At 67.0% G+C, this 26,408-nt stretch carries 16 protein-coding genes; 4 read left to right on the top strand and 12 right to left on the bottom strand.

Annotated elements, in window-relative coordinates; all coding sequences use genetic code 11:
• Window positions 1-22 precede the first annotated feature (22 nt).
• Entirely contained in the window at window positions 23-1,426 is a 1,404-nt protein-coding gene (locus ACNQS7_RS26645) for a class II fumarate hydratase (protein WP_418014897.1), read from the top strand.
• Between the two features lie 160 nt (window positions 1,427-1,586).
• On the top strand, window positions 1,587-2,594 hold the full coding sequence (locus tag ACNQS7_RS26640; protein ID WP_418014896.1) for a hypothetical protein: 1,008 nt from the start codon (window positions 1,587-1,589) through the stop codon (window positions 2,592-2,594).
• Here ACNQS7_RS26640 and ACNQS7_RS26635 read toward each other — a convergent pair.
• From ACNQS7_RS26635 to glyA, 5 genes are all read right to left on the bottom strand, one after another.
• A complete protein-coding gene (locus tag ACNQS7_RS26635; RefSeq protein WP_418016163.1) occupies window positions 2,563-4,023 on the bottom strand; it encodes an adenylate/guanylate cyclase domain-containing protein in 1,461 nt (486 codons plus the stop codon). The two genes, ACNQS7_RS26640 and ACNQS7_RS26635, sit on opposite strands and share 32 nt — an antisense overlap.
• A gap of 52 nt (window positions 4,024-4,075) precedes the next feature.
• Window positions 4,076-4,951 (bottom strand): polysaccharide deacetylase family protein, encoded by an 876-nt coding sequence (locus tag ACNQS7_RS26630; RefSeq protein ID WP_418014895.1) that lies wholly within the window; start codon window positions 4,949-4,951, stop codon window positions 4,076-4,078.
• A gap of 138 nt (window positions 4,952-5,089) precedes the next feature.
• Entirely contained in the window at window positions 5,090-6,391 is a 1,302-nt protein-coding gene (locus ACNQS7_RS26625; protein ID WP_418014894.1) for a PhoH family protein, read from the bottom strand.
• Window positions 6,392-6,625: 234 nt separating this feature from the next.
• The gene (locus ACNQS7_RS26620) at window positions 6,626-7,456 is read right to left on the bottom strand and encodes an acyl-ACP desaturase (protein ID WP_418014893.1); all 831 of its coding nucleotides are present in this window, start codon (window positions 7,454-7,456) and stop codon (window positions 6,626-6,628) included.
• 142 nt (window positions 7,457-7,598) lie between these two features.
• The gene (glyA, locus tag ACNQS7_RS26615) at window positions 7,599-8,879 is read right to left on the bottom strand and encodes a serine hydroxymethyltransferase (protein WP_418016162.1); all 1,281 of its coding nucleotides are present in this window, start codon (window positions 8,877-8,879) and stop codon (window positions 7,599-7,601) included.
• A gap of 134 nt (window positions 8,880-9,013) precedes the next feature.
• Here glyA and coaA point away from each other — a divergent pair, with 134 nt between their 5' ends.
• A complete protein-coding gene (gene coaA / locus ACNQS7_RS26610) occupies window positions 9,014-9,952 on the top strand; it encodes a type I pantothenate kinase (RefSeq protein WP_055581273.1) in 939 nt (312 codons plus the stop codon).
• A gap of 7 nt (window positions 9,953-9,959) precedes the next feature.
• On the opposite strand, the gene ACNQS7_RS26605 is transcribed toward coaA, so the two are convergent.
• The gene (locus ACNQS7_RS26605) at window positions 9,960-11,645 is read right to left on the bottom strand and encodes a PE family protein (RefSeq protein ID WP_418014892.1); all 1,686 of its coding nucleotides are present in this window, start codon (window positions 11,643-11,645) and stop codon (window positions 9,960-9,962) included.
• A gap of 281 nt (window positions 11,646-11,926) precedes the next feature.
• On the opposite strand from ACNQS7_RS26605, the gene ACNQS7_RS26600 reads away from it, so the two are divergent.
• A complete protein-coding gene (locus ACNQS7_RS26600) occupies window positions 11,927-12,235 on the top strand; it encodes an FAD-dependent monooxygenase (RefSeq protein ID WP_418014891.1) in 309 nt (102 codons plus the stop codon).
• A gap of 60 nt (window positions 12,236-12,295) precedes the next feature.
• Here ACNQS7_RS26600 and ACNQS7_RS26595 read toward each other — a convergent pair whose 3' ends face one another.
• The 6 genes from ACNQS7_RS26595 to ACNQS7_RS26570 all read right to left on the bottom strand — a co-directional run bounded on the left by ACNQS7_RS26595 (window position 12,296) and on the right by ACNQS7_RS26570 (window position 26,371).
• Window positions 12,296-14,104, bottom strand: a complete 1,809-nt coding sequence (locus tag ACNQS7_RS26595) for a PE family protein (protein ID WP_418014890.1) — start codon at window positions 14,102-14,104, stop codon at window positions 12,296-12,298.
• Window positions 14,105-14,349: 245 nt separating this feature from the next.
• On the bottom strand, window positions 14,350-14,763 hold the full coding sequence (locus ACNQS7_RS26590) for a hypothetical protein (RefSeq protein ID WP_418014889.1): 414 nt from the start codon (window positions 14,761-14,763) through the stop codon (window positions 14,350-14,352).
• Between the two features lie 147 nt (window positions 14,764-14,910).
• A complete protein-coding gene (locus ACNQS7_RS26585; protein ID WP_418014888.1) occupies window positions 14,911-16,005 on the bottom strand; it encodes a methyltransferase in 1,095 nt (364 codons plus the stop codon).
• A 36-nt stretch (window positions 16,006-16,041) separates the two neighbouring features.
• Complete coding sequence (locus ACNQS7_RS26580) at window positions 16,042-17,409, bottom strand: hypothetical protein (RefSeq protein ID WP_418014887.1); 1,368 nt, start codon at window positions 17,407-17,409, stop codon at window positions 16,042-16,044.
• Window positions 17,410-17,452: 43 nt separating this feature from the next.
• The gene (locus tag ACNQS7_RS26575; protein WP_418014886.1) at window positions 17,453-21,889 is read right to left on the bottom strand and encodes a PPE family protein; all 4,437 of its coding nucleotides are present in this window, start codon (window positions 21,887-21,889) and stop codon (window positions 17,453-17,455) included.
• A gap of 96 nt (window positions 21,890-21,985) precedes the next feature.
• Entirely contained in the window at window positions 21,986-26,371 is a 4,386-nt protein-coding gene (locus ACNQS7_RS26570) for a PPE family protein (protein WP_418014885.1), read from the bottom strand.
• Between the last annotated feature and the right edge of the window lie 37 nt (window positions 26,372-26,408).

The raw sequence follows: 26,408 nt of genomic DNA, 5'->3' as shown, positions 1-26,408 counted from the left end.
GACACAAGCAAGGATCTGATCTATGGCCGAGAGCGCCGAATACCGCATCGAGCACGACACCATGGGCGAGGTCCGGGTGCCGGTGAATGCGTTGTGGCGCGCGCAAACCCAGCGCGCGGTGGAGAACTTCCCGATTTCGGGCCGCGGTCTCGAGCGCACCCAGATCCGGGCGCTGGGTCTGCTGAAGGGCGCTTGCGCGCAGGTGAACAAAGACCTCGGGCTGTTGTCCCCGGAGAAGGCCGAGGCGATCATCGCCGCGGCCGCCGAGATCGCCGACGGCAAGCACGACGACCAGTTCCCGATCGACGTCTTCCAGACCGGCTCGGGGACCAGCTCCAACATGAATACCAACGAGGTGATCGCGTCGATCGCGGCCGCCAACGGGGTGAAGGTGCACCCCAACGACGACGTCAACATGTCGCAGTCGTCCAACGACACGTTCCCTACGGCCACCCACATCGCGGCCACCGAGGCCGCGGTGCGTCATCTGATCCCCGCGCTCGAGGTGCTGCAGAGCGCGCTGTCGGCCAAGGCACTCGAGTGGCAGACGGTCGTCAAGTCCGGCCGCACCCACTTGATGGATGCGGTCCCGGTGACCCTGGGCCAGGAGTTCAGCGGGTATGCCCGCCAGATCGAAGCCGGCATCGAGCGCGTGCGCTGCACCCTGCCCCGGCTGGGTGAGCTGGCGATCGGCGGCACCGCGGTCGGCACCGGTCTCAACGCCCCGGAAGGATTCGGCGTCCGGGTGGTGGCGGTTCTGGTGGAGTCGACGGGCTTGTCCGAGTTGCGCACGGCGACAAACTCTTTCGAGGCACAGGCGGCCCGTGACGGGCTGGTCGAGGCGTCCGGCGCGTTGCGCACCATCGCGGTGTCACTGACCAAGATCGCCAACGACATCCGGTGGATGGGCTCGGGCCCGCTGACCGGCCTGGCCGAAATCCAGCTGCCGGACCTGCAGCCGGGCAGCTCCATCATGCCGGGCAAGGTGAATCCGGTTCTGCCCGAGGCGGTTACCCAGGTGGCCGCGCAGGTGATCGGCAATGACGCGGCGGTCGCGGTCGGCGGCTTGTCGGGTGCTTTCGAGCTCAACGTCTACATCCCGATGATGGCCCGCAACATTCTCGAGTCGTACAAGCTGCTGACCAACGTGTCGAGGCTGTTCGCGGACCGGTGCATCACCGGACTGGTCGCCAACGTCGAACACCTGCGGGAGCTGGCCGAGTCCTCGCCGTCGATCGTGACACCGCTGAACTCGGCCATCGGGTACGAGGAGGCCGCCGCGGTGGCCAAGCAAGCGCTCAAGGAGCGCAAGACGATCCGGCAGACCGTCATCGATCGCGGCCTGATCGGCGACAAGCTGTCCGAAGAGGAACTCGACCGGCGCCTCGACGTACTGGCGATGGCGAAGGTCGAGCCTGTCGACTGACTTCGATAGTGGCGGCCCGCAGCGCCCGGCTCCGCCGCGCTCGCGACCACCACGAGACAGATTGGGCTGATTACGGCCGCCCGCAGGTACCCTGCGGTGGACGCGGTTGTGTGGCTATCTCAGCGTAGAGGCGGCCGGTGAGAGTAAGGGTGATTCAGTAATGACGGTTCCCCCCGGCGGTCCCTACGGTCAGGATCCCTACGGTCAGGATCCCTACGGCGCGAACCCGTATGGGCAGCAACCGTATTGGGGCGGCCAACCCCAGGGCCAGCCGCCCGCACAGCCGCCGGGCCCACCGCCTGGCTCCTATCCCTACCCCCCTCCGGGCGGCCAGTATCCGCCCGGCACCGACCCGTACGGCGTCCCCGGCGGTTACCCGCCCCAGCAATTCGGGCCGCCTCCCGGACAGCCGGGCTGGCAGCCGGGGGGCTACCCGCCCGGTCCGCCGCCGTCCGGCGGAAATTCGAAGCTGCCGTGGCTGATCGTCGCCGGCATCGCGGTGCTGGGCGTCATCGTGCTGGTGGTGATCCTGGTGGTCTCCTTGCAAGGCGGTGGAAACGAGTCTCCGACGGCCGGCCCGTCGGGTACGACAAGCGCCGCGACTTCGGCACCCGATACGTCGATGCAGACCGCGACGGACTGCACCCCGAACGTCTCCGGTGGCAACAAGCCCACCGGAGACACGGTTTCGGCCGGTAAGTTGTCGTTCCCCGTGAGTGCGGCGCCGGGCTGGCAGCCGTACGTGGACGACCAGAACCCCAACATGATCGACGCGGTCGGCCTGGGGGCGGAGGTGCCCAACGCGAGTCAGTGGATGATGCAGGTCGAGGTCGCCGTCACCAACTTCGTGACCAGCATGGACGTCAGCGCGCAGGCGTCGAAGTTGATGGACTGCGTCGCCAACGGTCCCGGCTACGTCCAGTCGAACCCCACGCTGGGCCCGAAGAAGACGTCGTCGATGACGGTTGACGGGGTCAAGGCGGCCCGGGTGGATGCCGACGTCACCATCGCCGACACCACCCGCGGCGTGAAGGGCGACACGGTGACGATCATCGCGGTCGACACCAAGCCGGTCACCATCTTCCTGGGCGCGACGGCCATCGGCGACAAGGCCTCGGCGGCCATTGTCGACAAAGTCATTGCCTCGCTGAAGGTTTCAAAGAAGTAGCCGGGGTCCAGACGTGGGTCGGCTCGGACCGGCCGCGCAGCACGGTGGAATAGCACTCGTCCCAGCGCTTGCGCTCGGCCCGCTCCGCGCGGCCAATTGCCGCACCTGAGCCGAGGATTCGGCGTTCGGAGGTCTTCGCGAGGTCGGCCAGTCGCGCGGCCTCGTTGACTGCGTCGCCGATCACGGTGTATTCATACCGGTTTTCGGCACCGATATTGCCGGCGAAGACCCGTCCGGCCGAAACGCCGATGCCGAAGTCCACCATCGGGAGCAGACGCAGTTTGTCGCCGAGGGCCCGCGCGGTGCCTAAGGCCGCCGCCGCGGGTTCGTTGGCGCGCAGCGGTGCACCGAAGATGACGAGTGCGGCGTCGCCCTCGAATTTATTGATCAGTCCCTGAAATTCGTCGACGGTGCCCACGACGATACGGAAGAAATCGTTGAGCACCTCGGCAACCTGTTGCGGTGGAAGGCTTTCGGTGAGCTTGGTGGAACCGACCAGGTCGATGTAGAGGACGGCCGCTTCCACCACATCGCCGGAAAGGGTGGCTCCCTCCTGTAGGGCGCGCCGCGCGACGTCGGCTCCGACGTGGCGGCCGAACAGGTCGCGGAGGCGGTCCCGTTCTTCCAGCCCGGTGACCATCCGATTGAATCCGCTTTGCAGGCGCCCGATCTGGGACCGTTCGTACACACCCACGTAGGTGTCGATGTGGCCGTGTTCGACCTCGGCCATCGCCTCGGCGACCTCGGCGACCGGATCGGAGATCGACCGCGACGTCAGGATCATGATCGGCATGCCCAGCAGGATGGCCGCCAGCGAGACCACCAGAATCGGCACGTCCAGCGAGTTCGACTGCTCCACCAGCCAACCGGTGGAGCGCATCACCACGAACGTCGCGATCACCCCGATCGGCAATGCGCTGCACAGAAACCAGAGCAGGATGAGTCGCGCGAAGACGCCCGGCACCATCAGTCGCGGCTCACAGCCGCGCGTGGCCGCGCTCATGATCGGCCGCAGGGTGCGCTGTGCGAGGAGCAGTCCCGTACCGGCGGCCGCGGCGCCGCCGATCAGCACGCCGAGCGAGATCGGCACCATGACCGCGGCTCCGCCGTCGGTGTTCGGCAGGATGACGATGACGCCACACGCAGCCCACGTCGCCGCCAGCAAGGCCGACTGCCGACCCGCGATTTTCATCGCCGCGTCGCGTTGCTCGGGTGTCGGTTCGTCGCCGGCGGTGAACCAGCGCAAGGTGGGCGCCAGCATCATGGGCCCGATGACCGCAACCGAGATGACTCCGAGCACGATCAGCAGCGCCACCAGGCCGGTGTTCTTTTCGGCGAAGTCGGCGCTGGCCACGGCGGGACTGTGGCCTCTCATCGGGACCAGGATCGCGGCCGAGTCGACCACGGCGATGATGTACGCCAGCGCCAGGTCAGTGCCGTATTGAACGGACAGCCGCAGAGCAGACTTCGGCGACGCTGCCTCAGGCACCGTTGTTCGGCCCGCCCGAGTTCTGACCGGGGATGTCGGTGATCGGGAAATTGGGCATCGGCTTCGGCGAGGGGGTGTTGGGCAGCGCCGGGATGTCGCCGGGTGGAATGTCGTGCAGTTCGTTGACGGGCGGACCGTTATCCCGGCTCCCGTAGCTGCTGCCGGGCGCCCGCGGTCCCAGCAGCTCGCTGACCGTCACCAGCCGGTAGCCGTTGGCCTTGAGCACCGGGATGAACTGATACACCAGGTCGACGGTGCTCGAGTACGTGTCATGGAACAGCACCACCGAGCCCGGTTTGATCTGTGCCATCAGCACCTGCCGGGTCGCCGCGGTGTTGGAGTCGTTGGCCCAGTCGAACGGGATGACGTCCCAGAGGATTTCCGCGAGGCCGAAGTTGCCGGCGGCCTGTCGCACGGCCGGGTTGGAGAGCCCGCCGGCGGGGCGGTACAGCGCGGGCTTGCGGCCGGTAGCGGCGACGATCGCGTCGTTGGCCCGGGAGAACTGCGCGGCGATGTCCTCGGGAGGAATAGTCGTCATGTTGGGGTGTTCCCAGGTGTGGCTGCCGAGCTCCATGCCGGCGTCGACCACCCGCTTGGCGCCGGCGGGGTTGGCCGCCACCTTGTTGCCGATCTCGAAGAACGTCGCCTTGGCGTCGTTGTCTTTCAGGATCTGCAGCAGCCGGTCGGTGTACGGGCTCGGGCCGTCGTCGAAGGTCAGGGCCACACACTTGACCGCCGCGCAACTCGGGTTGTCGGCCCGGGTGACGTGGCCGGTGAGACCGCCGATCACCAGCACCCCGGCCGCGACCACGACGCCGAAGACCATGCGCCAGTAGCGCCAGGCCTGATTGTCGGGTCGTTTCGGCACCAGGAAAGTTTACCGAACGTCTGGCGCCCACCCTCGCCGTCGAGTGTGCGGTGACGGCATCGATTCGGCGTCTACGGCGTGATCTGCGCGAATTTCCCGCCTTCAACGCAGCCTCAACGCGGAGTCAACGCCCGGGAGTCAGTGCGGCCCGGCGATCTCCTCGAGCATCTCGGTGACCAGCGCGGCGATCGGCGACCGCTCGCTGCGCAGCAGCGTGATGTGGGCGAACAGCGGGTGCCCCTTGAGCTTCTCGATCACCGCGGCGACCCCGTCGTGACGGCCCACCCGCAGGTTGTCGCGCTGCGCGATGTCGTGCGTCAGCACCACCCGCGAACCGGTGCCCAACCGGGACAGCACCGTCAGCAGAACGTTGCGCTCCAGGGACTGGGCTTCGTCGACGATGACGAACGAGTCGTGCAGCGACCGGCCGCGGATGTGGGTCAGCGGCAGCACCTCGAGCATGCCTCGCGACAGCACCTCATCGAGCACGGCGGGGCTGGCGAGGCCTTCGAGGGTGTCGAAGACGGCCTGGGCCCACGGGCCCATTTTGTCGCTCTCGCTTCCGGGCAGGTACCCCAGCTCCTGACCGCCCACCGCGTACAGGGGGCGGAACACGACGACCTTGCGCTGGGTGCGGCGTTCCAGCACGGCTTCCAGTCCTGCGCACAGCGCCAGGGCGGACTTTCCGGTGCCGGCCTTGCCGCCGAGCGACACGATGCCCACCGACTCGTCAAGCAGCAGGTCCAGAGCCACCCGCTGCTCGGCGGAGCGACCCCGCAGCCCGAACACCTCGCGGTCGCCGCGGACCAGCTGTACGCGCTTGGCCGGAGTGACCCGGCCCAGCGCGTGCGAGCTTCCACCCAGCAGCCGAATCCCGGTGTGGCACGGCAGGTCCCGGGCCTCTGCCAGGTCGATCTCACCGTCGGCGAACAGCGCGTCGATGTCCTCGACGGCGGTCTCGACCTCGCGCATGCCGGTCCATCCGGACACCACGACATCCTGCGCGTGGTACTCGTCGGCCGGCAGGCCGATCGCGGCGGCCTTGACCCGAAGCGGAATGTCCTTGCTCACCAACGTCACTCGCTTGCCTTCGGCGGCAAGGTTGGCGGCACAACTCAGGATCCGGGAGTCGTTGCTGTCGGTCCGGAAACCTGAGGGCAATACCGACGGGTCGGTGTGGTTGAGTTCGACGTGCAGTGAACCACCCTCTGCACCAACCGGAATGGGCTGGTCCAGCCGGCCGTGCTCCAGCCGGAGGTCGTCGAACAGTCGCAGCGCTTGGCGGGCAAACCAACCCAGTTCGTGGTGGTGGCGCTTGGCTTCCAGTTCGCTGATTACCACCAGCGGAACTACCACCTCATGCTCGGCGAACCGGCTGCATGCCCACGGGTCGGACAGCAATACGGAGGTGTCGAGCACGTACGTCCGGGTTTCGGTCACGGGGCGCTCCTCGAGCGAATGACGCCCGGGCGGACCCACGCGAGCGTGTCGGCGGGGGCCGCGGCACCAGGACCGGGGCCGGTCCTGCCGTTGGTGTGACGGAAGGTGCCGCCCTGGCAGCAGAGCACATTGCTGGCCATCAACGGCGACGCTACTCCGGTGGTCGGACCCCTGCAGCGCAGGCGCGCCGAGACACTATCGAGACACGCAAACGCAACAAATCTCGGTGCGGCGCTAGTCGGTGACGAACGGCTTCAGTGCGGGCTCGTCGGCCAGGCCCCACGCGGTGATGCGCTCGGAGATGACCTGCTGCAACTGGCCACGGTCGAAGATGCCGGCTTCTGCCACTGCCTTCAGCTTGTCCTGGTAGGCGTCGATGTCGGCGCCCGGCACCTCGAGGTCGGCAGCGCGGCGGGCGATGGCCTCGATCACCTCGTCGCGCGAGTAGTCCAGCAGGTGGGCGACCAGGTTGGCGAAGAACTCCTCGTGCCGTGCTTCGTCCCTCGCGATCCGGTCGACGAGTCCGGCCAGGATCGGTTCCTCGATCTGCGCGGCGAGGTTGCGGCAGAACGTGCCGTACGTGCGCTCCGAGAGGGTCATGTAGACCAGCGTGTCGATCTGGGAGTACTTCCCCTCGGTGCGGTAGCCCTTCATCACGTACTGGACTCGCGCGTCCTCGTTCGCGGCCGGGTCAACCTCGCGGGTCACCACCAGGTACTCCCGCAGCGCGATCGCATGCAGGTGCTCCTCGGCGGTCCACCGGCCGATCCATCGGCCCCAGTAGTCCTCGAGGATGAAGTGCTCGACGAACTCGCGGTGGTGGGCCGCCAGGTTGTCCTTGAGCAGCAGCATGATTTCGCAGGCGTCGGTGATCGAGCGGGGCAGCGTGGCCTGGGAGGGGTCCCAGTCGCGCCCGCCGAGGAACGCGAAGTTCTCGCCGCGGTCGAACGGGACGTAGTCGTGGGCGAACCAGATCTCTTCGGTGGCCAGATGGTGGGCCAGCAGGGACTCCACCACGGGCTCGAGTTCGAGGGTCAGCGCGTTAGCGACAGGTTTCTGTGCCATGCGGTAACTGTAACCCGCATTAACAGGTTCTTTCAAATTTCTCGGGGCGTGTCGCGCCTTACGTGCGCGAACAGACGCAAAGTCCCCCTTTTGATGCCAAAAAAGGGGGACTTTGCGTCTTCTCGCGGGAATTCGGCCGGACTCAGCGGCCGACGAGCCCCCAGTCCTCGATGCCTTCGTACAGCGGAAACTCCCTGGCCAGCCGCGTCACCCGCGCGCCGAGTTCAGCGACGTCCGCCGAGGTGCCGGCCGCCAGCGCGGTCGCGATGATGTCGGCCACCTCGGAGAATTCAGCGTCCCCGAAGCCACGGGTCGTCAGCGCGGGCGTCCCGATCCGCAGACCCGATGTCACCATCGGCGGCCGCGGGTCGTTCGGGACGGCGTTGCGGTTGACCGTGATTCCGACCTCGTGCAGCAGATCCTCGGCGGCCTGGCCGTCCAGCGGCGAGTTGCGCAGGTCGACGAGCACCAGGTGCACGTCGGTGCCGCCGCTGACGACGGAAACCCCTGCCTTGGCGACGTCGTCGGCCAGCAACCGGTCGGCGATGATGCGCGCCCCCGACAGGGTGCGCTGCTGCCGCTCGGCGAACTCGGGGGTCGCGGCGATCTTCAGCGCGACGGCCTTGCCGGCGATGACGTGCATCAGCGGTCCGCCCTGCTGACCCGGGAATACCGCGGAGTTGATGGCCTTGGCGTACTCCTGCTTGCCCAGGATCATGCCGGAGCGGCCTCCGCCGAGCGTCTTGTGGATGGTGGTCGACACCACGTCGGCGTGCGGCACCGGCGACGGGTGCAGCCCGGCGGCGACCAGGCCCGCGAAGTGCGCCATGTCGACCCACAACTTGGCGCCCACCTCGTCGGCGATCGACCGGAAGGCGGCGAAGTCGAGGATCCGGGGATAGGCCGACCAGCCGGCGATCAGCACCTTCGGCCGGAATTCCAGCGCCTGCGCCCGTACCGCGTCCATGTCGACCAGATGCGTCGTCGGATCTACGCCGTAGAACGCGTTCTCGTACAACTTGCCGGAGAAGTTCAGCCGCATGCCGTGGGTCAGGTGGCCACCGTTGGCCAGGTCGAGACCCAGCAGCCGCTCCCCCGGTGACATCAGCGCGTGCAGCACCGCGGCGTTGGCCTGCGCGCCCGAATGCGGCTGCACGTTGGCGAAGTCGGCACCGAAGAGCGCCTTGGCACGGTCGCGGGCGATGTTCTCGACCACGTCGACGTGCTCACAACCGCCGTAGTAGCGCCGCCCGGGCAGCCCCTCGGCGTACTTGTTGGTCAGCACGCTGCCCTGGGCCTGCAGGATCGAGCGCGGCACGAAGTTCTCCGACGCGATCATCTCGAGGGTGTCGCGTTGCCGCCCGAGCTCCTTACCCAGCAGCTCGGCGATATCGGGGTCGACCTCGGCGAGGGGGGCAGACATAACGGACGAAGCGACGCGGGCGCCAGGAGTAGCAGTCACGGGCATCAGTCTATCGAGACCCTTGTCTCGCAGCTGAGTCGCGTTTTGACCGGCCCCACCGTCAGTGCCGCCGTCGTTGCTGGAAGACTGGCACCATGCCGCGGCCGAGCGAGCCGAGCCCCTATGTCGAGTTCGACCGACGGCAATGGCGCGCGCTCCGCATGGCCACACCGCTGGCTCTCACCGAAGAGGAACTGGTCGGACTGCGCGGCCTCGGCGAGCAGATCGACCTGCTCGAGGTCGAAGAGGTCTACCTGCCGCTGGCCCGGCTCATTCACCTCCAGGTAGCCGCCCGTCAGCGCCTGTTCGCCGCCACCGCGGAATTCCTCGGCGAGCCACAGCAAAACCCGGACCGGCCGGTGCCATTCATCATCGGCGTCGCGGGCAGCGTCGCCGTCGGCAAATCGACCACGGCGCGCGTGCTGCAGGCGCTGCTGGCCCGCTGGGATCACCATCCCCGGGTGGACCTGGTGACCACCGACGGGTTCCTCTACCCCAACGCGGAGCTGGAACGGCGAAACCTGATGCACCGCAAGGGTTTTCCGGAGAGCTACAACCGCCGGGCGCTGATGCGGTTCGTCACCTCGGTGAAGTCCGGATCCGACTACGCCTGCGCGCCGGTGTATTCACACCTGCGCTACGACATCATCCCCGGCGCCAAGCACGTGGTCCGGCATCCGGACATCCTGATCCTGGAGGGACTGAACGTCCTGCAAACCGGTCCGACGCTGATGGTGTCGGACCTGTTCGACTTCTCCCTGTACGTCGACGCCCGGATAGAGGACATCGAGCAGTGGTATGTGTCGCGATTTCTGGCGATGCGCAGCACCTCGTTCGCCAACCCGGAGTCGCACTTCCACCACTACTCGGCCCTGTCCGACCCGCAGGCCGTCGTCGCCGCGAAGGAAATCTGGCGGTCCATCAACCGGCCCAACCTGGTCGAGAACATCCTGCCGACGCGGCCCCGGGCCACCCTGGTGCTACGCAAGGACGCCGATCACTCCATCAACCGGCTGAGGCTGCGCAAGCTGTAGCGTCGGGTCAGCCGTGGGCGCCCGGCTGACCGAACAGAATGCCCGCAAGACCGCCGCCGGCCCCGACGCCTGCTTTACCCGGGTTGGTGAAGGCTCCGGTCGGTCCACCTGCCCCGCCGGCACCACCGTTGCCGATCAACCTCGCGTTGCCGCCGGCGCCGCCGTCACCGCCGTCACCGGCCGTGCCGCCGACGAAGTTGCCGCCGGTGCCGCCGCCGCCACCGGCGCCGCCATTGCCGTAGAACAGTCCGGCGACCCCGCCGATGCCGCCGTTGCCGCCACCACCGGCACTGACACCGGTGCCGAAGTTGGCGTTGCCACCGGTTCCACCAGCCCCGCCGGTTCCACCGTTGCCGAACAGCAGCCCAGCGTTCGCGCCGTTCCCGCCGTGGCCACCGACGCCACCGGTGTTCGATGTCTCGCCCGCGCCGGCATTGCCGCCGCTACCGCCGTTACCCCACAGCCGGGAGACGCCGCCGTTGCCGCCATTACCACCGGCCAGCGCCTGGTTCGCGTTGATCGCGCCGATCATGCTCCCGCCGGACCCACCGTTGCCACCGTCGCCGAAGATCGCGGCACCTCCATTACCGCCGCGACCAGCGGCCAGGTTGTCGCCGTCACCGCCCGCCCCACCGGCCCCGGCACTGCCGAAGAGCCCGGCGTTGCCGCCGTCGCCACCGTCGGTGCCACCGCTGAACTGTGCCGCGACGCCGTTACCGCCGGCTCCGCCGTTGCCGTAGAGCAGTCCGCCGTTGCCGCCGTGGCCACCCGCGCCCCCGTTGGTGCCGATCCTGCCGGCGCCGCCCAGTCCACCGGCACCGCCGTCCCCGATTAGTCCGCCGTTGCCGCCCGCACCACCGATGCCACCGAGTCCGCCAGCGCCGGCCGCTCCGCCGGTACCGCCCGCCCCGCCGGGCCCGTACAGCCAGCCGCCGTTACCGCCGGCGCCGCCCGCCCCGGCACCGGATGCCGCGCCGGTGCCGCCGCCTCCGCCGGTGCCGCCGAAGCCGCCGCTCCCCCACAATCCGGCGCTACCGCCGGCGCCGCCCAACCCGCCGGTCCCGGTATTGGAGAAGCCCGCTGATCCGTTCCCGCCGGCGCCGCCGTTGCCGAACAGCCAGCCGCCACTGCCGCCGGCGCCGCCGTTTCGACCGACGCCGGCCGAGGTATTGACACCGCCGTTACCACCGGCTCCGCCGTTTCCGATCAGTCCGGCATTCCCCCCGGCTCCGCCGGCCTGGTTGGATCCGCCGGTTCCGCCGGCGCCGCCGTTTCCGTAGAGAATCCCGCCGTCACCACCGCGCATCCCGGGTCCACCGTTGGCGCCGTCTCCGATCAACGGCCGATTGAACAGCGCCATCGTGGGCGCGTTGATCACGCCGAGCACGTCCTGCGGCAGACTCTGAGCCGCGTTAAGCGCCTCGGCGGCGGCGTACGCCCCGCCGGTTCCTGTCATGGTCTGGACGAACTGCTGGTGAAAAGCCGCAGCCTGAGCGTTGAGCGCCTGGTAGGTCTGCGCATGCCCGGAGAACAGTGCCGCTATCGCGGCCGATATCTCATCAGCGCCCGCTGCGGCGACCGCGGTGGTCGGGGCGGCGGCCGCCGCCGCGGCCTCGCTCAGCGTGGAGCCGATTCCCGCAATGTCCGACGCTGCCTGGGCCAGGAATTCCGGGGCGGTAACCAAGAATGACATCGCTTGTCCTATCGCTATTCGTCGGCCGGCGCGCGAAAATCATTCGAATTATGGACGCTTCGCGGTGAGGTCGTTGTGGAATTGAACGCTTCTACCAATGAACACGGAGAACTCTTTTGATCGCATAGGCAAAATGCACAAGCCTTGGCCGCGACTTGTGCATTTTGCACAGTGAAATTACGGGGTTGGCAGGAGTGGTGCCTGAACACGCTGAGCCGAACACGCCGCCAGGCCCGGCTTCGCCGATCCTTCGTACTTCGGTAGTCCGGTAAGTCCGCAACGTGGCTGATGTGGTGATCGCCGGTGGTGCGCCGAATCGCCCGATGCTCGCCCGCGAACTCGGTCTCGCCGGAATCCAGCCGGTGCTACTGGACCAGAGTCCCGGCCCCAACACACGGCGACGTGCCGCGAGCATCGTCGGCCAGGGAGCGCGGATATTCGACCACCGCGGCCTATACGCCACACTCGCCGAAAACAGAGCCCCCGCAGCCGGCCGCCGGCTCATTTTTTGCGGGCTTTGGATTCAATTTCGCCGAAGTGCGCAGTCATCAGCTGGATACGCTGCGCGTCGAACAGCCCGGGCTCATTGAAGTACTTGTCACCGCGGCCCAGAAATATGACGTCGTGGTAGACAGAGCGCGCAGCAGCCGCTACCGGCCGTTGGCTCCGTCGGTTCCGCTGGTGCCACTAGATCCGGGGCCCAGCGACTGCCCAGCATTGCCGGGCGTGCTGCCCGAGCCGGCCAGACCCGCACTGCCGCCGTTGCCGGCAGTCCCGTGGACGCCCCCGGCGCCACCGAGGCCGCCGATACCCGCTGAGCCGAACAGCCCGCCGGCTCCGGCGTTGCCGCCGGCGCCGCCGTTGCCTCCGTTGCCGGCGTCGCCGCCCCGACCACCGTCGCCGGCGTCACCACCCGCGCCTGCGATGCCGTTCGTGGTAGATCCGGTTCCCAGGGCTCCGCCGTTGCCGCCGTTGCCGCCGTGGCCACCGACGTCACCGTTCCCACCGAACCCGCCGATGCCGCCACCGCCGCCGTTGCCACCATTGCCGAACAACCACCCACCACGGCCCCCGCTACCCCCGGCGCCACCGCCGGAGCCGCTGGTGCCCGAGGCGCCGGTGCCACCGGTACCTCCGTCCCCTCCATTGCCACCGTTGCCACCCTGGGTGGTGAGCTGGCCGACGCCGTCGTTTGCATGGCTGCCGCCCGCACCGCCGGTGCCACCGTTACCACCCGCCGCGCCGATGCCGCCGGTGCCTCCGTCACCGCCGTTGCCGCCGGTACCGCCTTTGCCGCCGATCCCGCCGGTTTGGTTGCCGGCACCCCCGTTGCCGCCGGCGCCACCCGCCGCGCCCGCCCCGCCGGTGCCGCCCGTGCCGCCGCTGCCCCCGCCTCCGCCATTGGTCCCGATGGCACCGGCGCCGCCCGCACCGCCCGCACCACCGGTCGCGCCCAAGCCGCCGTCACCGCCGTCCCCGCCCAGGCCGCCGGTGCCGCCTGGTGCGCCACCCGCGCCGACGCCGCCGGCGCCACCGATACCACCCGTGCCGCCACCTTGCCCCGGCACGGTGCCATCGATGCCGTTGCCGCCGGTTCCTCCGGTGCTCAATGGGTTCAGGACGACGTTCGAGGGCTGACCTGGGCTACCGGGGCTTCCGGTGCCGGCCGGGGCACCAAAGATGGGACCGGGGTTGACACCGTTGTGACCGTTCACTCCGGCACCGCCGGCCCCGCCTGCGCCGCCGGTGCCCCACAACCCGGCTGCACCACCGAATCCGCCGGCTCCGCCGTTGCCGCTCTGGGTGGCGCCGAGACCGCCGCCTCCGCCGATGCCGCCGCTGCCGCCATTGCCGTAAAGCCAGCCTCCGGCACCTCCGGCGCCGCCCGCGCCGCCGATACCGCCGACCGTGCCGGTGTTGCCCGATCCACCGGCCCCGCCGGCGCCGCCGTTACCGATCAATCCCGCGGCGCCGCCCGCCCCGCCCGCCTGTCCGGTGCCCGCCGCCCCCGCGGCACCGTTACCACCGTTCCCCCACAGCAGGCCGCCGGCCCCTCCCGCACCGCCCGGGGTGGTTGCGTTGGCGCCGTCACCGATCAGAGGGCGACCCAAGAGCAGTTGGGTAGGGGCGTTGACGACACCCAGCACGCCCTGCTCGATGGCCTGTAGGGGCGACGCGTTCAACGCTTCCGCGGCCGCGTATGACGCGCCGGCACCCGTGATTGACTGTACGAACTGCTGGTGGAACAGAGCTGCCTGGGCATTGACCGCCTGGTAGGTCTGGGCGTGCGCCGAGAACAGCTCGGCTATCGCCGCCGAAATCTCGTCGGCGCCGGCCGCTGCCAGGGCAGTCGTGGGGCCGGCGGCGGCACTGCTGGCCTCGCTCAGCATCGAACCGACATTCGCCAACTGCCCGGCGGCGTGCGCCACCACATCCGGTGCGGCAACCAAGAATGTCATCACTGTCCTCCATCGGGTCACGACGACGGGGCCGGCACAGGCCAGACGAGGACGGCCAATGAACCACTGCCCCATCGACTTTGAGTCTTGCCAGCCTGACCCCTTCGATACCGTGCTGACATCGGGCAGAGTGCACAGACCCTGTCGGCGGCGGCGTGCACAGTGCACAGGTGCCGCGACAGGCCGAGCGGGGCCGCGCACCGCAACGCTCAGGCGATGGCAACCCCGCTCGGCGGGAAGGGGAGTCAGGCCGCCAGGCGGCGCACTCCCAGGTACTGCAGGCCGGCGAAGGCCAGCGTGTAGACGCCGCTGGCCAGGGTCGCGGCCACCCCGATCGACGTCATCGGCACCAGCTCCGCGGCGACGATCGCCGCGACCGTGTACACCAGATTCGCCGCGACGACGCCGATCCCGGCGCGACGCAGGTTCGGCAGCGCGGCCAGGCTGAACACCGCCAGTCCGTAGAGGACGAAGAAGGCGCCCATGCTGTATTCCTGACCGGACGTCAGCCCGGTCAGCCGCGAAACCGGATCGGCCGCCACGGCGACGGCCAGACCCATCAGTCCGGTCAAGGTGGCGTCGGCCCGCATCGCGAATCGGAGCAGCGAGTCGTTGGAGTCGGATAACGGGCGGTGCTCCACCCCGGAAATTGCGGTCATGTTCGGGTCTCCTCTGGCTTGTGGGCGTCGGTTCGGGTCGAACACACTCGACCGTGCCGGTTATGCACTGCCAGATCGACGCACGGCACTGCCAATTACTGCCATGCACCCAATGACCAGGACGTTTTCTGGTCCACCGGCTGCCGCTCAGACGGCCCGGGCCTCCACGATGCCGAAGGGCGACGCCGTCTGCACCACTCGTGTCATCCGAAAGCCGGCGCGCTGCAACAACCGGCCGTACTCGGACTCGGTTCGCTCACGGCCATCGACCATCACCAACATTTCCAGGTCGATCCACTTGGCCGGGACGTCGCGCTCGTTGTCGGCGATAACCTGCTCCAGAAGCAGAACATGGCTGCCCGGCGCGGCCGCCTGGCGCACCTTGGTGAGGATGCGGACCGCGTCGTCGTCGGGCCAGTCGTGGATTATGTTCTTCAGCACATACGCGTCGCCGCCGCCGGGCAGGTCGTCATCGAAGAAGGAGCCCTCGACGATGCGTACCCGGTCTTCGACATGATGTTCGCGGAGTTCGGCCGGCGCCCCGGCGACCACCTGGGGTTGGTCGAACAGGATTCCGTGCGCGTGGGGCACCGTGTTCAGGATCGCGGCCAGCAGCCGGCCGTGGCCGCCGCCGACGTCGACGATGGTCGAGAAGACGCTGAAGTCGTAGGCCGCGACCAGCGGCGCGATCGAGAGGTCGGACGTGCCGGTCATGGCCTGGTTGAAGATCTGGGCGAGCTCCGGTTCGCCGGCCAGGTACTCGAAGAACGGCTTGCCCCGCAGGCCGGGGACAACGGATCGGCCGCTGCGGACGGCGTCGGCCAGTGCACTCCAGTGCTCACGCTGCTGCGGAGCGCCCACGAACCGGGCCATGCCGGCCAATGACACTTCGGCGTCGCTGCGCAACGCCTCTGCCAGCGGGTTCAATTCGTAGCGACCGTCGCGGCGCCTGCGGAAGACGCCGCGTCCGATCAGAGCCCGAAGCAACCGGCTGAGTGCGTCGGCGTCGGCGCCGACGGCCGCCGCCAGCTCGTCGGCGGTCAATGGCCCGCCGGCAAGAGCGTCGGCAATGCCGAGTTCGGCCGCGGCTGCAACCGCCTGAGCTGCCCAGGCGTCCAGAATGATCTCCAACATCGCCGCCGGCGCCGGCACCATCCGCTGGTGCAGTCGGGCCAGGCGGTCGCGGACCACTTCGAGCGCCCGAACGACGCGGGCGGGCGGCAGTTTGTCAGGCACAGGCATTCTCCGTCTGCTGGTGGGTGAGAGGCGCGCGACGGATCAGTCGCTGGGAACAGTGACCCGGCCTCGTAGGTCGGCGGCGATCAACCGCGCCGCCGCGTTCTGCCAATTGTGCAGTGAGCGTTGGGGTACCTCGGTAACCAGCCACTGCCAAGCCTGCCGTGCCGTCGGGTCCAACCCCGCGGCGGTGGCGTTCTGAGCGTAGGCGCGCACGCCGACCACGTAGGGGAAGTACAGCGAGTTGTAGTAGCGCCATTCCTCGGTCGTGCCGAAGTCGCCGTCTCGCGGCTTGAGCCGGCTGATGCCGTCGGCGAGCACCGCCTTGAGTTCGTTGGCGCGCTCCACGGGATGATCCGGTGCGCCGCGGGCGGCAAGGCGCTCGTCGATCACCGGCAGCGCCGTCAGCGGGCTGGCAACCAGCTTGGTCAGGTCCCCGTAATGGCCCAGCGCCCGTCGGGTGAGCCGGACGAACGTGTCGTCGTCCACGTCGACCAGGGGGTCCTCCGACCGCAGCGGCAGCGCCGCGCCCGCGCCGCGCAGCGCCGCCCGGTCAGCCCGCAACTCGGGCGACCGGAAGAAGGCCAACCGGTCCAGGATCCCGGCCAGGGGGTCCGCGAGTACCTGCACCGTGATCGCGACCGCCAGGCTGGTGAACAGCAGCACGGTCATCGCGGTCTGCGCGGTCGGGTCGGCGCGGGTCAGTGCCAGTCCGGTCAGTGCCTGACCACCGAACAGCAGCGACACGGCCGAGCAGCCGACAAAGGAACGCAGCATGCCGGCCCGTAACGCCTGTCCCTCGTCGAAGGCGTCCCACAGAGCCACCGCCACCCCGAGGAGCAGCACATCGAAGCCTGTCGACGCCAGCGCGAGCCAACTCGGCACCAGTCCCAGCGGGATGATCAGGATGGCGTTCGCCAGCGCGAAAAACAGCGTCGCGACGACGACAGCTCCGGTGACCGGCGCCGGCCGGACCGGCCGCAGCACGTTGCGGGCCATCGCCCCCAGCGTGGAGACCGAGATGACCGCGGACATCAGCCAATGGCCCAGCCTCAGCGGGCCATTGACGTTCCCGGCCGCCGTGGCCGCCAGGACCGCCGCCGCAGCGACGCCGCCGACCAGTAGCACCTCACCGGTTCGTCCCCGGGCGCCGTCGGTTGGCCTGGCCAGTTCGAGCAGCACCGCGAACCACGCCACCCCGGGCACGGCCACCAGGTAGACCTCGAGCTGACTGAGCAGCGCGGCGTGCGTCGCGCTGGTGTTGCGCACCGCGTCCAGGGCCACCACCGACGCGAAGCCGCAAAGCCCGATCGAAGCCAGCACGAGCACCGGCTTGCGCGGGTCGCGGGCCAGCAGATACAGCCCCAGCCACCCGCTCAGCGTGAACACCACCGCCGACAGCGCAGCCATGAATCCAGTCTGTCACGCGGCTCTTCGCCACTCTCCTACGCCGCTACGTGGTGGTGGTGACGAGACTGGCCTGCAGCGGTGAGAGGGCCGCCAGCGCCTGCTGCAGCACACTCATCTGGCCGTTCCAGAAGCCGGAGACCTGGCTGCCGATGTTGCCGACGCCGGACATGAACGCCGCACCGTTGACTGTGCTGGTGTTGGCGAAGCCCGAGATGGCGTCGCCCAGGTTCTGGAAGCCCGACAGCAGCGAACCGGAGTTGTACCAGCCCGAGGTCAGCGCCCCGTTGGCGTTGGCGAAGCCCGAACTCAGATCGCTGGAGTTGAAGAAACCGGAAGTGCCGCTGGAATTCCCGTTGAAGTAACCCGACGACACCGAGGAGTTCCCGACACCGAGCATCGCCGGCAAGGAGAGGTCGAACTGGCCGAGGAGGTTCATGTTGAAGGGGATGAGGAGGTTCGCCCCGACCATGAGGTCATTGAAAACGATCGGGTTGACGACGATGGGGGATATCGCCGGGGACTGCAGGGTTCCACTGACATTGATGGTGAAAAGAACGGTTACGTTCACGTTGAGCGGGATGCCGAACGTTGGGATCGGCTGGATGGTGATCGGGTGGATGAAGCCGGTGACCGGGATCGCCACGTTGGCACCTGCCACCAGGTCGATCGGAATCGCCGGGAGTTTGATCGGGATGGTCGTACCCTGCTGGCCGTCGGCCAGCTGGAAGGAGCCGACGTTCCTGCTGCCGGTGTTGAAGGAACCGGTGTTGAGGTCACCCGAGTTGGCGAAGCCGGTGTTGATGCTGCCGCCGTTGAAGCTTCCGGTGTTCCGATCGCCGGGGTTGGCGTCACCGGTGTTGAAGCTGCCGGCGTTGAAGCTTCCCGTGTTGTTGCTGCCGGTGTTGCCGAAGCCGGTGTTGTAGCTGCCGGTGTTGCCGATACCGGTGTTGCCGATGCTGGTGTTACCGATGCCGGTGTTGTAGTCACCGGCGTTGCCGATACCGGTGTTGCCGGTGCCGGAGTTGAAGAAGCCGACGTTGTTGTTTCCGGAGTTGAACAGACCGATGTTGCCGCTACCGGCGTTCAAGCCGCCGAAGCCGACGTTGCCGCTGCCGAGCAACCCGATACCGGAGTTGTTGTCCCCCCAGTTAGCCAGGCCGCTGTTGCCGTTACCCCAGTTACCGAAACCGATGTTGCCGTTGCCGGTGTTACCGAAGCCGATGTTGCCGCTGCCGGAGTTGCCGAAACCGATGTTGCCATCGCCCAGGTTGCCGAACCCGAAGTTGTTGCTACCCAGGTCACCGAACCCGAAGTTGTAGTCCCCGAGATTGCCGCCACCGAAGTTGGAGCCGCCCACATTGCCCAGGCCGAAGTTCAACTCCCCGACGTTGCCCCCACCCACGTTCAGGCCACCCTGGTTGCCCAACCCGATGCTCACGGTGGTGAAGTCGGTCACCGCGTTGTGGAAGAACCCGGAGACCTCGCTGCCGACGTTGCCGAAGCCAGAGATGACCGCGGCCTGCGACGCCTGCAACGAGCTCGCGTTGAACCAGCCCGAGATGCTGTTGCCCAGGTTGCGCATGCCCGACGTCAGGTCGCCCACGTTGCCCACACCCGAGGCACCCAGTCCCATGTTCTGCCACCCCGAACTGCCCGCACCGGTGTTGAAGAACCCCGAGGAACCGCCCGAGCCGCTGTTGAAGAACCCCGACGACGGGGTCGCCGTCGTGTTGCCGACGCCCGGGCCCACCGGGAGCGAGAACGCTATGTCGATCGGGCCGACAGTGCCGGTGATGCCGCCGAACAGCGTGTATCCCGGGCCGCCGATGACCAAGCTGAGCTGTGGCCCGCTGACCGTGATAACCGGAACGTTGATGGGACCGAAGGTGCCGTTGATGCCGCCGCCGCTGATAGTGGTAGGGAACTGGGGGACGGTGAACGGCTGCGTGGTGATGTCGAATGTGCCACCGGACACCGTCAGATTCAACGGGACCCGCATGCCGAAGTCCACGGGAATCTGGTCGATGCGCACCGAGTAGGAAAACCCGGTCAGGCCCTGGGCGTCGCCGCGCACGAACATCCCGACGTTCATGTTGCCCGAGTTGCCGATCCCGGTATTGATGTCCCCGGAGTTACCGATACCGGTGTTGAGGTCGCCGGTATTGAACCAGCCGGTATTGGTGTCACCACCATTGAAGTCACCGCTGTTGAAACTGCCCTCGTTGAAGCTTCCGGTGTTGTAACTGCCCCGGTTACCGATACCGGTATTGAAATTGCCCGGATTGAACAGACCGGTGTTGGCGGTGCCGGAGTTACCGATACCGGTGTTGTAACTGCCGGTATTGAACAACCCGGAGTTACCCACCCCTTCATTCAAAATGCCGCGCAGATCAACACCGGAGTTGCCGATCCCGACGTTGCCGTTACCGGTGTTGAAGAACCCGACGTTGTTATCCCCGGTATTACCGAACCCGATATTGCCGGTACCGGTATTGCCGAAGACATCGGCGGCCAGCGCTTCGGCCGTGCCGTGGTTAATGCTCAGCAGACTGTTCAGCTTGGCCGACAAACCCGTCCCGCTCAGCACGCTACTAATCGCCGGGCTGCTCAACAGGCCACCCAGATGCCCCGAGCTCAGCAGGCTGCTCACCGACGGACTACTCAGCAGCGTGCTGACCGCCGGACTGCTCAACACGGCGCTCACCGCCGGGCTGCTCAACAACGTGCTCACCGCCGGGGCGCTCAACAGATCACTCACCGCCGGAGTGCTGAACTGGCTGACGAACGCCTCCGAACTCACCCAGGCGTTAAACGCCGGCGAACTCGACAAGCTGGTCAGCACACTCTGCAGGCCACCGTGGGAGTTGACGTAACTGGTGATCTGATTCAACGAGAAGTTGCCCCACGGCGTCGACAACGTCGACGCGGCCGCACCCGCCCCGCCCGTACCCACACCCCACTGCGCCAACAAGCTACCCAGGCTGCTGCCGTTGCTCAGGTGCACACCACTGAGCAGCCCACTGACCGTCGGGTTGCTCAACAACCCACTCAACGCCGGACTACTCAACACACTGCCCACCGACGGACTGCTCAACACAGCGCTCACCAACGGGCTGCTCAACACCGCACCCACCGCCGGGCTGCTCAACACCGCACTCACCGCAGGGCTGCTCAGCAGAGTGGTCACCCCAGAGCTGCTCAACTGGCTGGCCAACGCACCCGAATCCACCCACGCGGTAAACGCCGACGAGTTCGACAAGTTGGTCAACACGGCCTGCAAACCACCGTGAGAGTTCACGTAATTGGTGATCTGGTTCAACGAGAAATTGCCCCACGGAGTCGACAACGCCGCCGCCGCACCCGGCCCACCCGTACCCACACCCAACTGGGTCAGCGCAACACTCACGTCGCCAGTGCTCAGGTTCAGGCTGGACAACAGACTGCTCACCGACTTGCTACTCAGCAGGCTGCTCAAGCTCCTACCGCTCAACAAGCTGCTCACCGGCGGGCTGCTCGGCAAGCCGCTCACCACCGGACTGCTCAACAAGCCGCTCAGGCCGCCAGTGCCGATCACGCTGCTCAAGACGCCGCTACTCAAAACGCTACCCAGGCCACCGGTCGGCAGACCCGTCACCAGCGACTGCACGTTCGAGCCGCCGAAGTGACCCCACGAGCCGAAGCTGTGACGACCCCAGTGCCCGGCGGCCGCCGTAGCCCCGGTGCCGAAACCACTCAGGTTGTGCAGGTTCAGGTTGACGAAGTTCCCGGTAGCCAGACGCAAACCACCCAGCACACCGCCCAGGTTCAAACCACCCAGCAGGCTGCCCAGCTTCAGCCCACCCAGATTCCCCGAACTCAGACCCGCCAGGACGGCCTTGACGTTGCCACCACCGGCGCTGGCCAAACCGGACAGCTGCGAGACCGCCGCACTGAGCACACCGCCCGCACCGGCCAACTGACCCAACGGCAACTTGGTGAACGGTGTCAGCGCCGCCGCCGCCGCCGAAGCCCCGCCGTGATAGCTCAACATCGCGGCGATGTCCTGAGCCCAGAACTCCTCGTAGACAGCCTCCGCCGCCGCGATCGCCGGCGCGTTCTGTCCGAAGATGTTCGACAACACCAGCGACACGAACGAATTGCGGTTGCCCGAGATGACCGCCGGATGCACGATCATCGACCGCGCCGCCTCATAGACCGAGACCACGGTCCGAGCCTGCGAGGCCGCCTGCTCGGCCGCCGCACCCGCCGCACTCAACCACGCCGCATACGGCGTCGCCGCCGACCTCATCGCCACCGACGCCGGACCCTGCCAGTACCCATCAACGAGTCCCGACGTCACCGACTCGAAAAACGATGACGCCGAACCCAACTCGGCAGCCAACCCAGACCAGCCCGCCGCCACACTCAGCAACGGCGCCGACCCGGCGCCGGCAAGAATCCGCGCTGAATTGATCTCGGGTGGCAAAGTCAGAAAGCTCACCGGCTCAGACCTCTTCCTTACATTGCAGGAAAGTTTTTCTGGGGTAGTAGGTGCTGCAGAACAACGCTCGGCTGTCCGGGGCGGGGAGGCACGTCATCAGCCGGCCACCCAGTCCGCCAGCGTCGCCTGCAGCGCACTGATCTGGTCGTTCCAGAAGCCGGAGACTTGGCTGCCGATGTTGCCGACGCCGGACATGAACGCCGCGCCGTTGACTGTGCTGGTGTTGGCGAAGCCCGAGATGGCCTCGCCCAGGTTCTGGAAGCCCGACAGCAGCGAACCGGAGTTGTACCAGCCCGAGGTCAGCGCCCCGTTGGCGTTGGCGAAGCCCGAACTCAGATCGCTGGAGTTGAAGAAACCTGAAGTGCCGCTGGAATTCCCGTTGAAGAACCCGGACGACACCGAGGAATTCCCGACACCGGGCTGCCACGGCAGCGAGAGGTTGAGGCGGCCAAGGATCGTCATGTCGATGGGTACCTGTACGTTCGCCCCGACCACGAGGTCTTTCAGGACGATCGGGTTGATGACGATGGGGGGCAACGCCGGGCCTTGTTGGACTCCGGTGAAATTGATGGTGATCAGGAATTGAACCCCCATGTTGATGGGGATGCCGAACTGAGGGACGTAGACGGTGATCGGGTCGATCTGGCCGGTGATCGGGATCACCGAGTTGGTACCCGCCACCAGGTCGATCGGAATCGCCGGGAAATCGATCGCGATGGTCGTACCCTGCTGGCCGTCGGCCAGCTGGAAGGACCCGACGTTCCTGCTGCCGGTGTTGAACAAACCGGTGTTGAGGTCGCCCGAGTTGGCGAAGCCGGTGTTGATGCTGCCGCCGTTGAAGCTTCCGGTGTTCCGATCGCCGGGGTTGGCGTCACCGGTGTTGAAGCTGCCGGCGTTGAAACTTCCCGTGTTGTTGCTGCCGGTGTTGCCGAAGCCGGTGTTGTAGCTGCCGGTGTTGCCGATACCGGTGTTGCCGATGCTGGTGTTACCGATGCCGGTGTTGTAGTCACCGGCGTTGCCGATACCGGTGTTACCGGTGCCGGAGTTGAAGAAGCCGACGTTGTTGTTTCCGGAGTTGAACAGACCGACGTTGCCGCTACCGGCGTTCAAGCCGCCGAAGCCGACGTTGCCGCTGCCGAGCAACCCGATACCGGAGTTGTTGTCACCCCAGTTAGCCACGCCGCTGTTGCCGTTACCCCAGTTACCGAAACCGATGTTGCCGTTGCCGGTGTTACCGAAGCCGACGTTGCCGCTGCCGGAGTTGCCGAAGCCGATGTTGCCATCGCCCAGGTTGCCGAACCCGAAGTTGTTGCTACCCAGGTCACCGAACCCGAAGTTGTAGTCCCCGAGATTGCCGCCACCGAAGTTGAAGCCGCCCACATTGCCCAGGCCGAAGTTCAACTCCCCGATGTTGCCCCCACCCACGTTCAAGCCACCCTGGTTGCCCAACCCGATGCTCACGGTGGTGAAGTCGGTCACCGCGTTGTGGAAGAACCCGGAAACCTCGCTGCCGACATTGCCGAAGCCAGAGATGACCGCGGCCTGCGACGCCTGCAACGAGCTCGCGTTGAACCAGCCCGAGATGCTGTTGCCCAGGTTGCGCATGCCCGACGTCAGGTCGCCCACATTGCCCACACCCGAGGCACCCAGTCCCATGTTCTGCCACCCGGAACTGCCCGCGCCGGTGTTGAAGAAGCCCGAGGAACCGCCCGAGCCGCTGTTGAAGAACCCCGACGACGGGGTCGCCGTCGTGTTGCCGAAGCCCAGGCCCACCGGGAGCGAGATCGGAATATCGATCGGGCCGACGGTGCCGACGATGCCGCCGAACAACGTGTATCCCGGACCGCCGATGACGAGATTCAGCCGTGGTCCGCTGACCGTGATGGACGGAACGTTGATGGGACCGATCCTGGACGAGTCCGTTACGGAGCTCAGCGTGCCCACATTGATCGCCCCGATGGTGTACGGCTGCGTGGTGATGTCGAATGTGCCACCGGACAGCGTCATGTTGATCGGCACTCGCAAACCGAAGTCCACGGGAATCTGGTCGATGCGCACCGAGTAGGAAAACCCGGTCAGGCCCTGGGCGTCGCCGCGCACGAACATCCCGACGTTCATGTTGCCCGAGTTGCCGATCCCGGTATTGATGTCCCCGGAGTTACCGATACCGGTGTTGAGGTCGCCGGTATTGAACCAGCCGGTATTGGTGTCACCACCATTGAAGTCACCGCTGTTGAAACTGCCCTCGTTGAAGCTTCCGGTGTTGTAACTGCCCCGGTTACCGATACCGGTATTGAAATTGCCCGGATTGAACAGACCGGTGTTGGCGGTGCCGGAGTTACCGATACCGGTGTTGTAACTGCCGGTATTGAACAACCCGGAGTTACCCACCCCTTCATTCAAAATGCCGCGCAGATCAACACCGGAGTTGCCGATCCCGACGTTGCCGTTACCGGTGTTGAAGAACCCGACGTTGTTATCCCCGGTATTACCGAACCCGATATTGCCGGTACCGGTATTGCCGAAGACATCGGCGGCCAGCGCTTCGGCCGTGCCGTGGTTAATGCTCAGCAGACTGTTCAGCTTGGCCGACAAACCCGTCCCGCTCAGCACGCTACTAATCGCCGGGCTGCTCAACAGGCCACCCAGATGCCCCGAGCTCAGCAGGCTGCTCACCGACGGACTACTCAGCAGCGTGCTGACCGCCGGACTGCTCAACACGGCGCTCACCGCCGGGCTGCTCAACAACGTGCTCACCGCCGGGGCGCTCAACAGATCACTCACCGCCGGAGTGCTGAACTGGCTGACGAACGCCTCCGAACTCACCCAGGCGTTAAACGCCGGCGAACTCGACAAGCTGGTCAGCACACTCTGCAGGCCACCGTGGGAGTTGACGTAACTGGTGATCTGATTCAACGAGAAGTTGCCCCACGGCGTCGACAACGTCGACGCGGCCGCACCCGCCCCGCCCGTACCCACACCCCACTGCGCCAACAAGCTACCCAGGCTGCTGCCGTTGCTCAGGTGCACACCACTGAGCAGCCCACTGACCGTCGGGTTGCTCAACAACCCACTCAACGCCGGACTGCTCAACACACTGCCCACCGACGGACTGCTCAACACAGCGCTCACCAACGGGCTGCTCAACACCGCACCCACCGCCGGGCTACTCAACAGATTGGTCACAGCAGGGCTGCTCAGCAGAGTGGTCACCCCAGAGCTGCTCAACTGGCCGGCCAACGCACCCGAATCCACCCACGCGGTAAACGCCGACGAATTCGACAAGTTGGTCAACACGGCCTGCAAACCACCGTGAGAGTTCACGTAATTGGTGATCTGGTTCAACGAGAAATTGCCCCACGGAGTCGACAACGCCGCCGCCGCACCCGGCCCACCCGTACCCACACCCAACTGAGTCAGCAGATTGCTCAAGCTGCTCCCGTTGGTCAAATGCACACCGCTCAGCAGGCTGCTCACCGTGGGGCTGCTCAACAAACTGCTCACCGTCGGACTGCTCAACAAGCTGCCGACGACGGGACTGCTCAACAGATTGGTGAGACTGCCGCCGCTCAGCGCAGCGCTCAACGCTCCGCTACTCAGCACGCTGCTCAGGCCGCCACCGGACAGACCCGACACCAGCGACTGAACGTTCGAGCCGCCGAAATGACCCCAGGAGCCGGGCGAGAAGTGACGACCGTAGCCCCCCCAGCGCCCGGCTGCCGCCGCGCCGGTGCCGGCATCACCCAAACCCAGGCTGTGCAGGTTCAGGTTGGCCAGGTTCCCGGTACCCACACGCAGACTGCTCAGCAACCCGCTGAGGTTGAAGCCACCCAGCAGGCCGCCCAGCCTCACATTCACTGCACCCAGCGCGGCCTTGGCGCCGCCCTTGTTGAAAGTGCTGCCCAGGGCGGCAAGCTCCTTCGCCGCGGCGTTGACAAAGCCCCCCGCACCGGCCAACTGACCCAACGGCAACTTGGTGAACGGTGTCAGCGCCGCCGCCGCCGCCGAAGCCCCACCGTGATAGCTCAACATCGCCGCGATGTCCTGAGCCCAGAACTCCTCGTACACAGCCTCCGCCGCCGCGATCGCCGGCGCATTCTGACCAAAGATGTTCGACAACACCAACGACACGAACGAATTCCGGTTGCCCGAGATGACCGCCGGATGCACGATCATCGACCGCGCCGCCTCATAGACCGACACCACGGTCCGAGCCTGCGAGGCCGCCTGCTCGGCCGCCGCACCCGCCGCACTCAACCACGCCGCATACGGCGTCGCCGCCGACCTCATCGCCACCGACGCCGGACCCTGCCAGTACCCATCAACGAGTCCCGACGTCACCGACTCGAAAAACGATGACGCCGAACCCAACTCGGCAGCCAACCCAGACCAGCCCGCCGCCACACTCAGCAACGGCGCCGACCCGGCGCCGGCAAGAATCCGCGCTGAATTGATCTCGGGTGGCAAAGTCAGGAAACTCACCGGCTCAGACCTCTTCCTTACATTGCAGGAAAGCTTC

It is taken from the genome of Mycobacterium sp. 23 (assembly GCF_048287075.1).
Lineage (GTDB): Bacteria > Actinomycetota > Actinomycetes > Mycobacteriales > Mycobacteriaceae > Mycobacterium > Mycobacterium gordonae_B.
This window is presented reverse-complemented; position numbering and strand designations above follow the sequence as displayed.

Coding starts and splice junctions, on each gene's coding strand:
- ACNQS7_RS26645 (WP_418014897.1), top strand. CDS start 23: ATGGCCGAGAGCGCCGAATACCGCATCGAGCACGACACCATGGGCGAG.
- ACNQS7_RS26640 (WP_418014896.1), top strand. CDS start 1,587: ATGACGGTTCCCCCCGGCGGTCCCTACGGTCAGGATCCCTACGGTCAG.
- ACNQS7_RS26620 (WP_418014893.1), bottom strand. CDS start 7,456: ATGGCACAGAAACCTGTCGCTAACGCGCTGACCCTCGAACTCGAGCCC.
- glyA (WP_418016162.1), bottom strand. CDS start 8,879: ATGTCTGCCCCCCTCGCCGAGGTCGACCCCGATATCGCCGAGCTGCTG.
- coaA (WP_055581273.1), top strand. CDS start 9,014: ATGCCGCGGCCGAGCGAGCCGAGCCCCTATGTCGAGTTCGACCGACGG.
- ACNQS7_RS26605 (WP_418014892.1), bottom strand. CDS start 11,645: ATGTCATTCTTGGTTACCGCCCCGGAATTCCTGGCCCAGGCAGCGTCG.
- ACNQS7_RS26595 (WP_418014890.1), bottom strand. CDS start 14,104: ATGACATTCTTGGTTGCCGCACCGGATGTGGTGGCGCACGCCGCCGGG.
- ACNQS7_RS26590 (WP_418014889.1), bottom strand. CDS start 14,763: ATGACCGCAATTTCCGGGGTGGAGCACCGCCCGTTATCCGACTCCAAC.
- ACNQS7_RS26585 (WP_418014888.1), bottom strand. CDS start 16,005: ATGCCTGTGCCTGACAAACTGCCGCCCGCCCGCGTCGTTCGGGCGCTC.
- ACNQS7_RS26580 (WP_418014887.1), bottom strand. CDS start 17,409: ATGGCTGCGCTGTCGGCGGTGGTGTTCACGCTGAGCGGGTGGCTGGGG.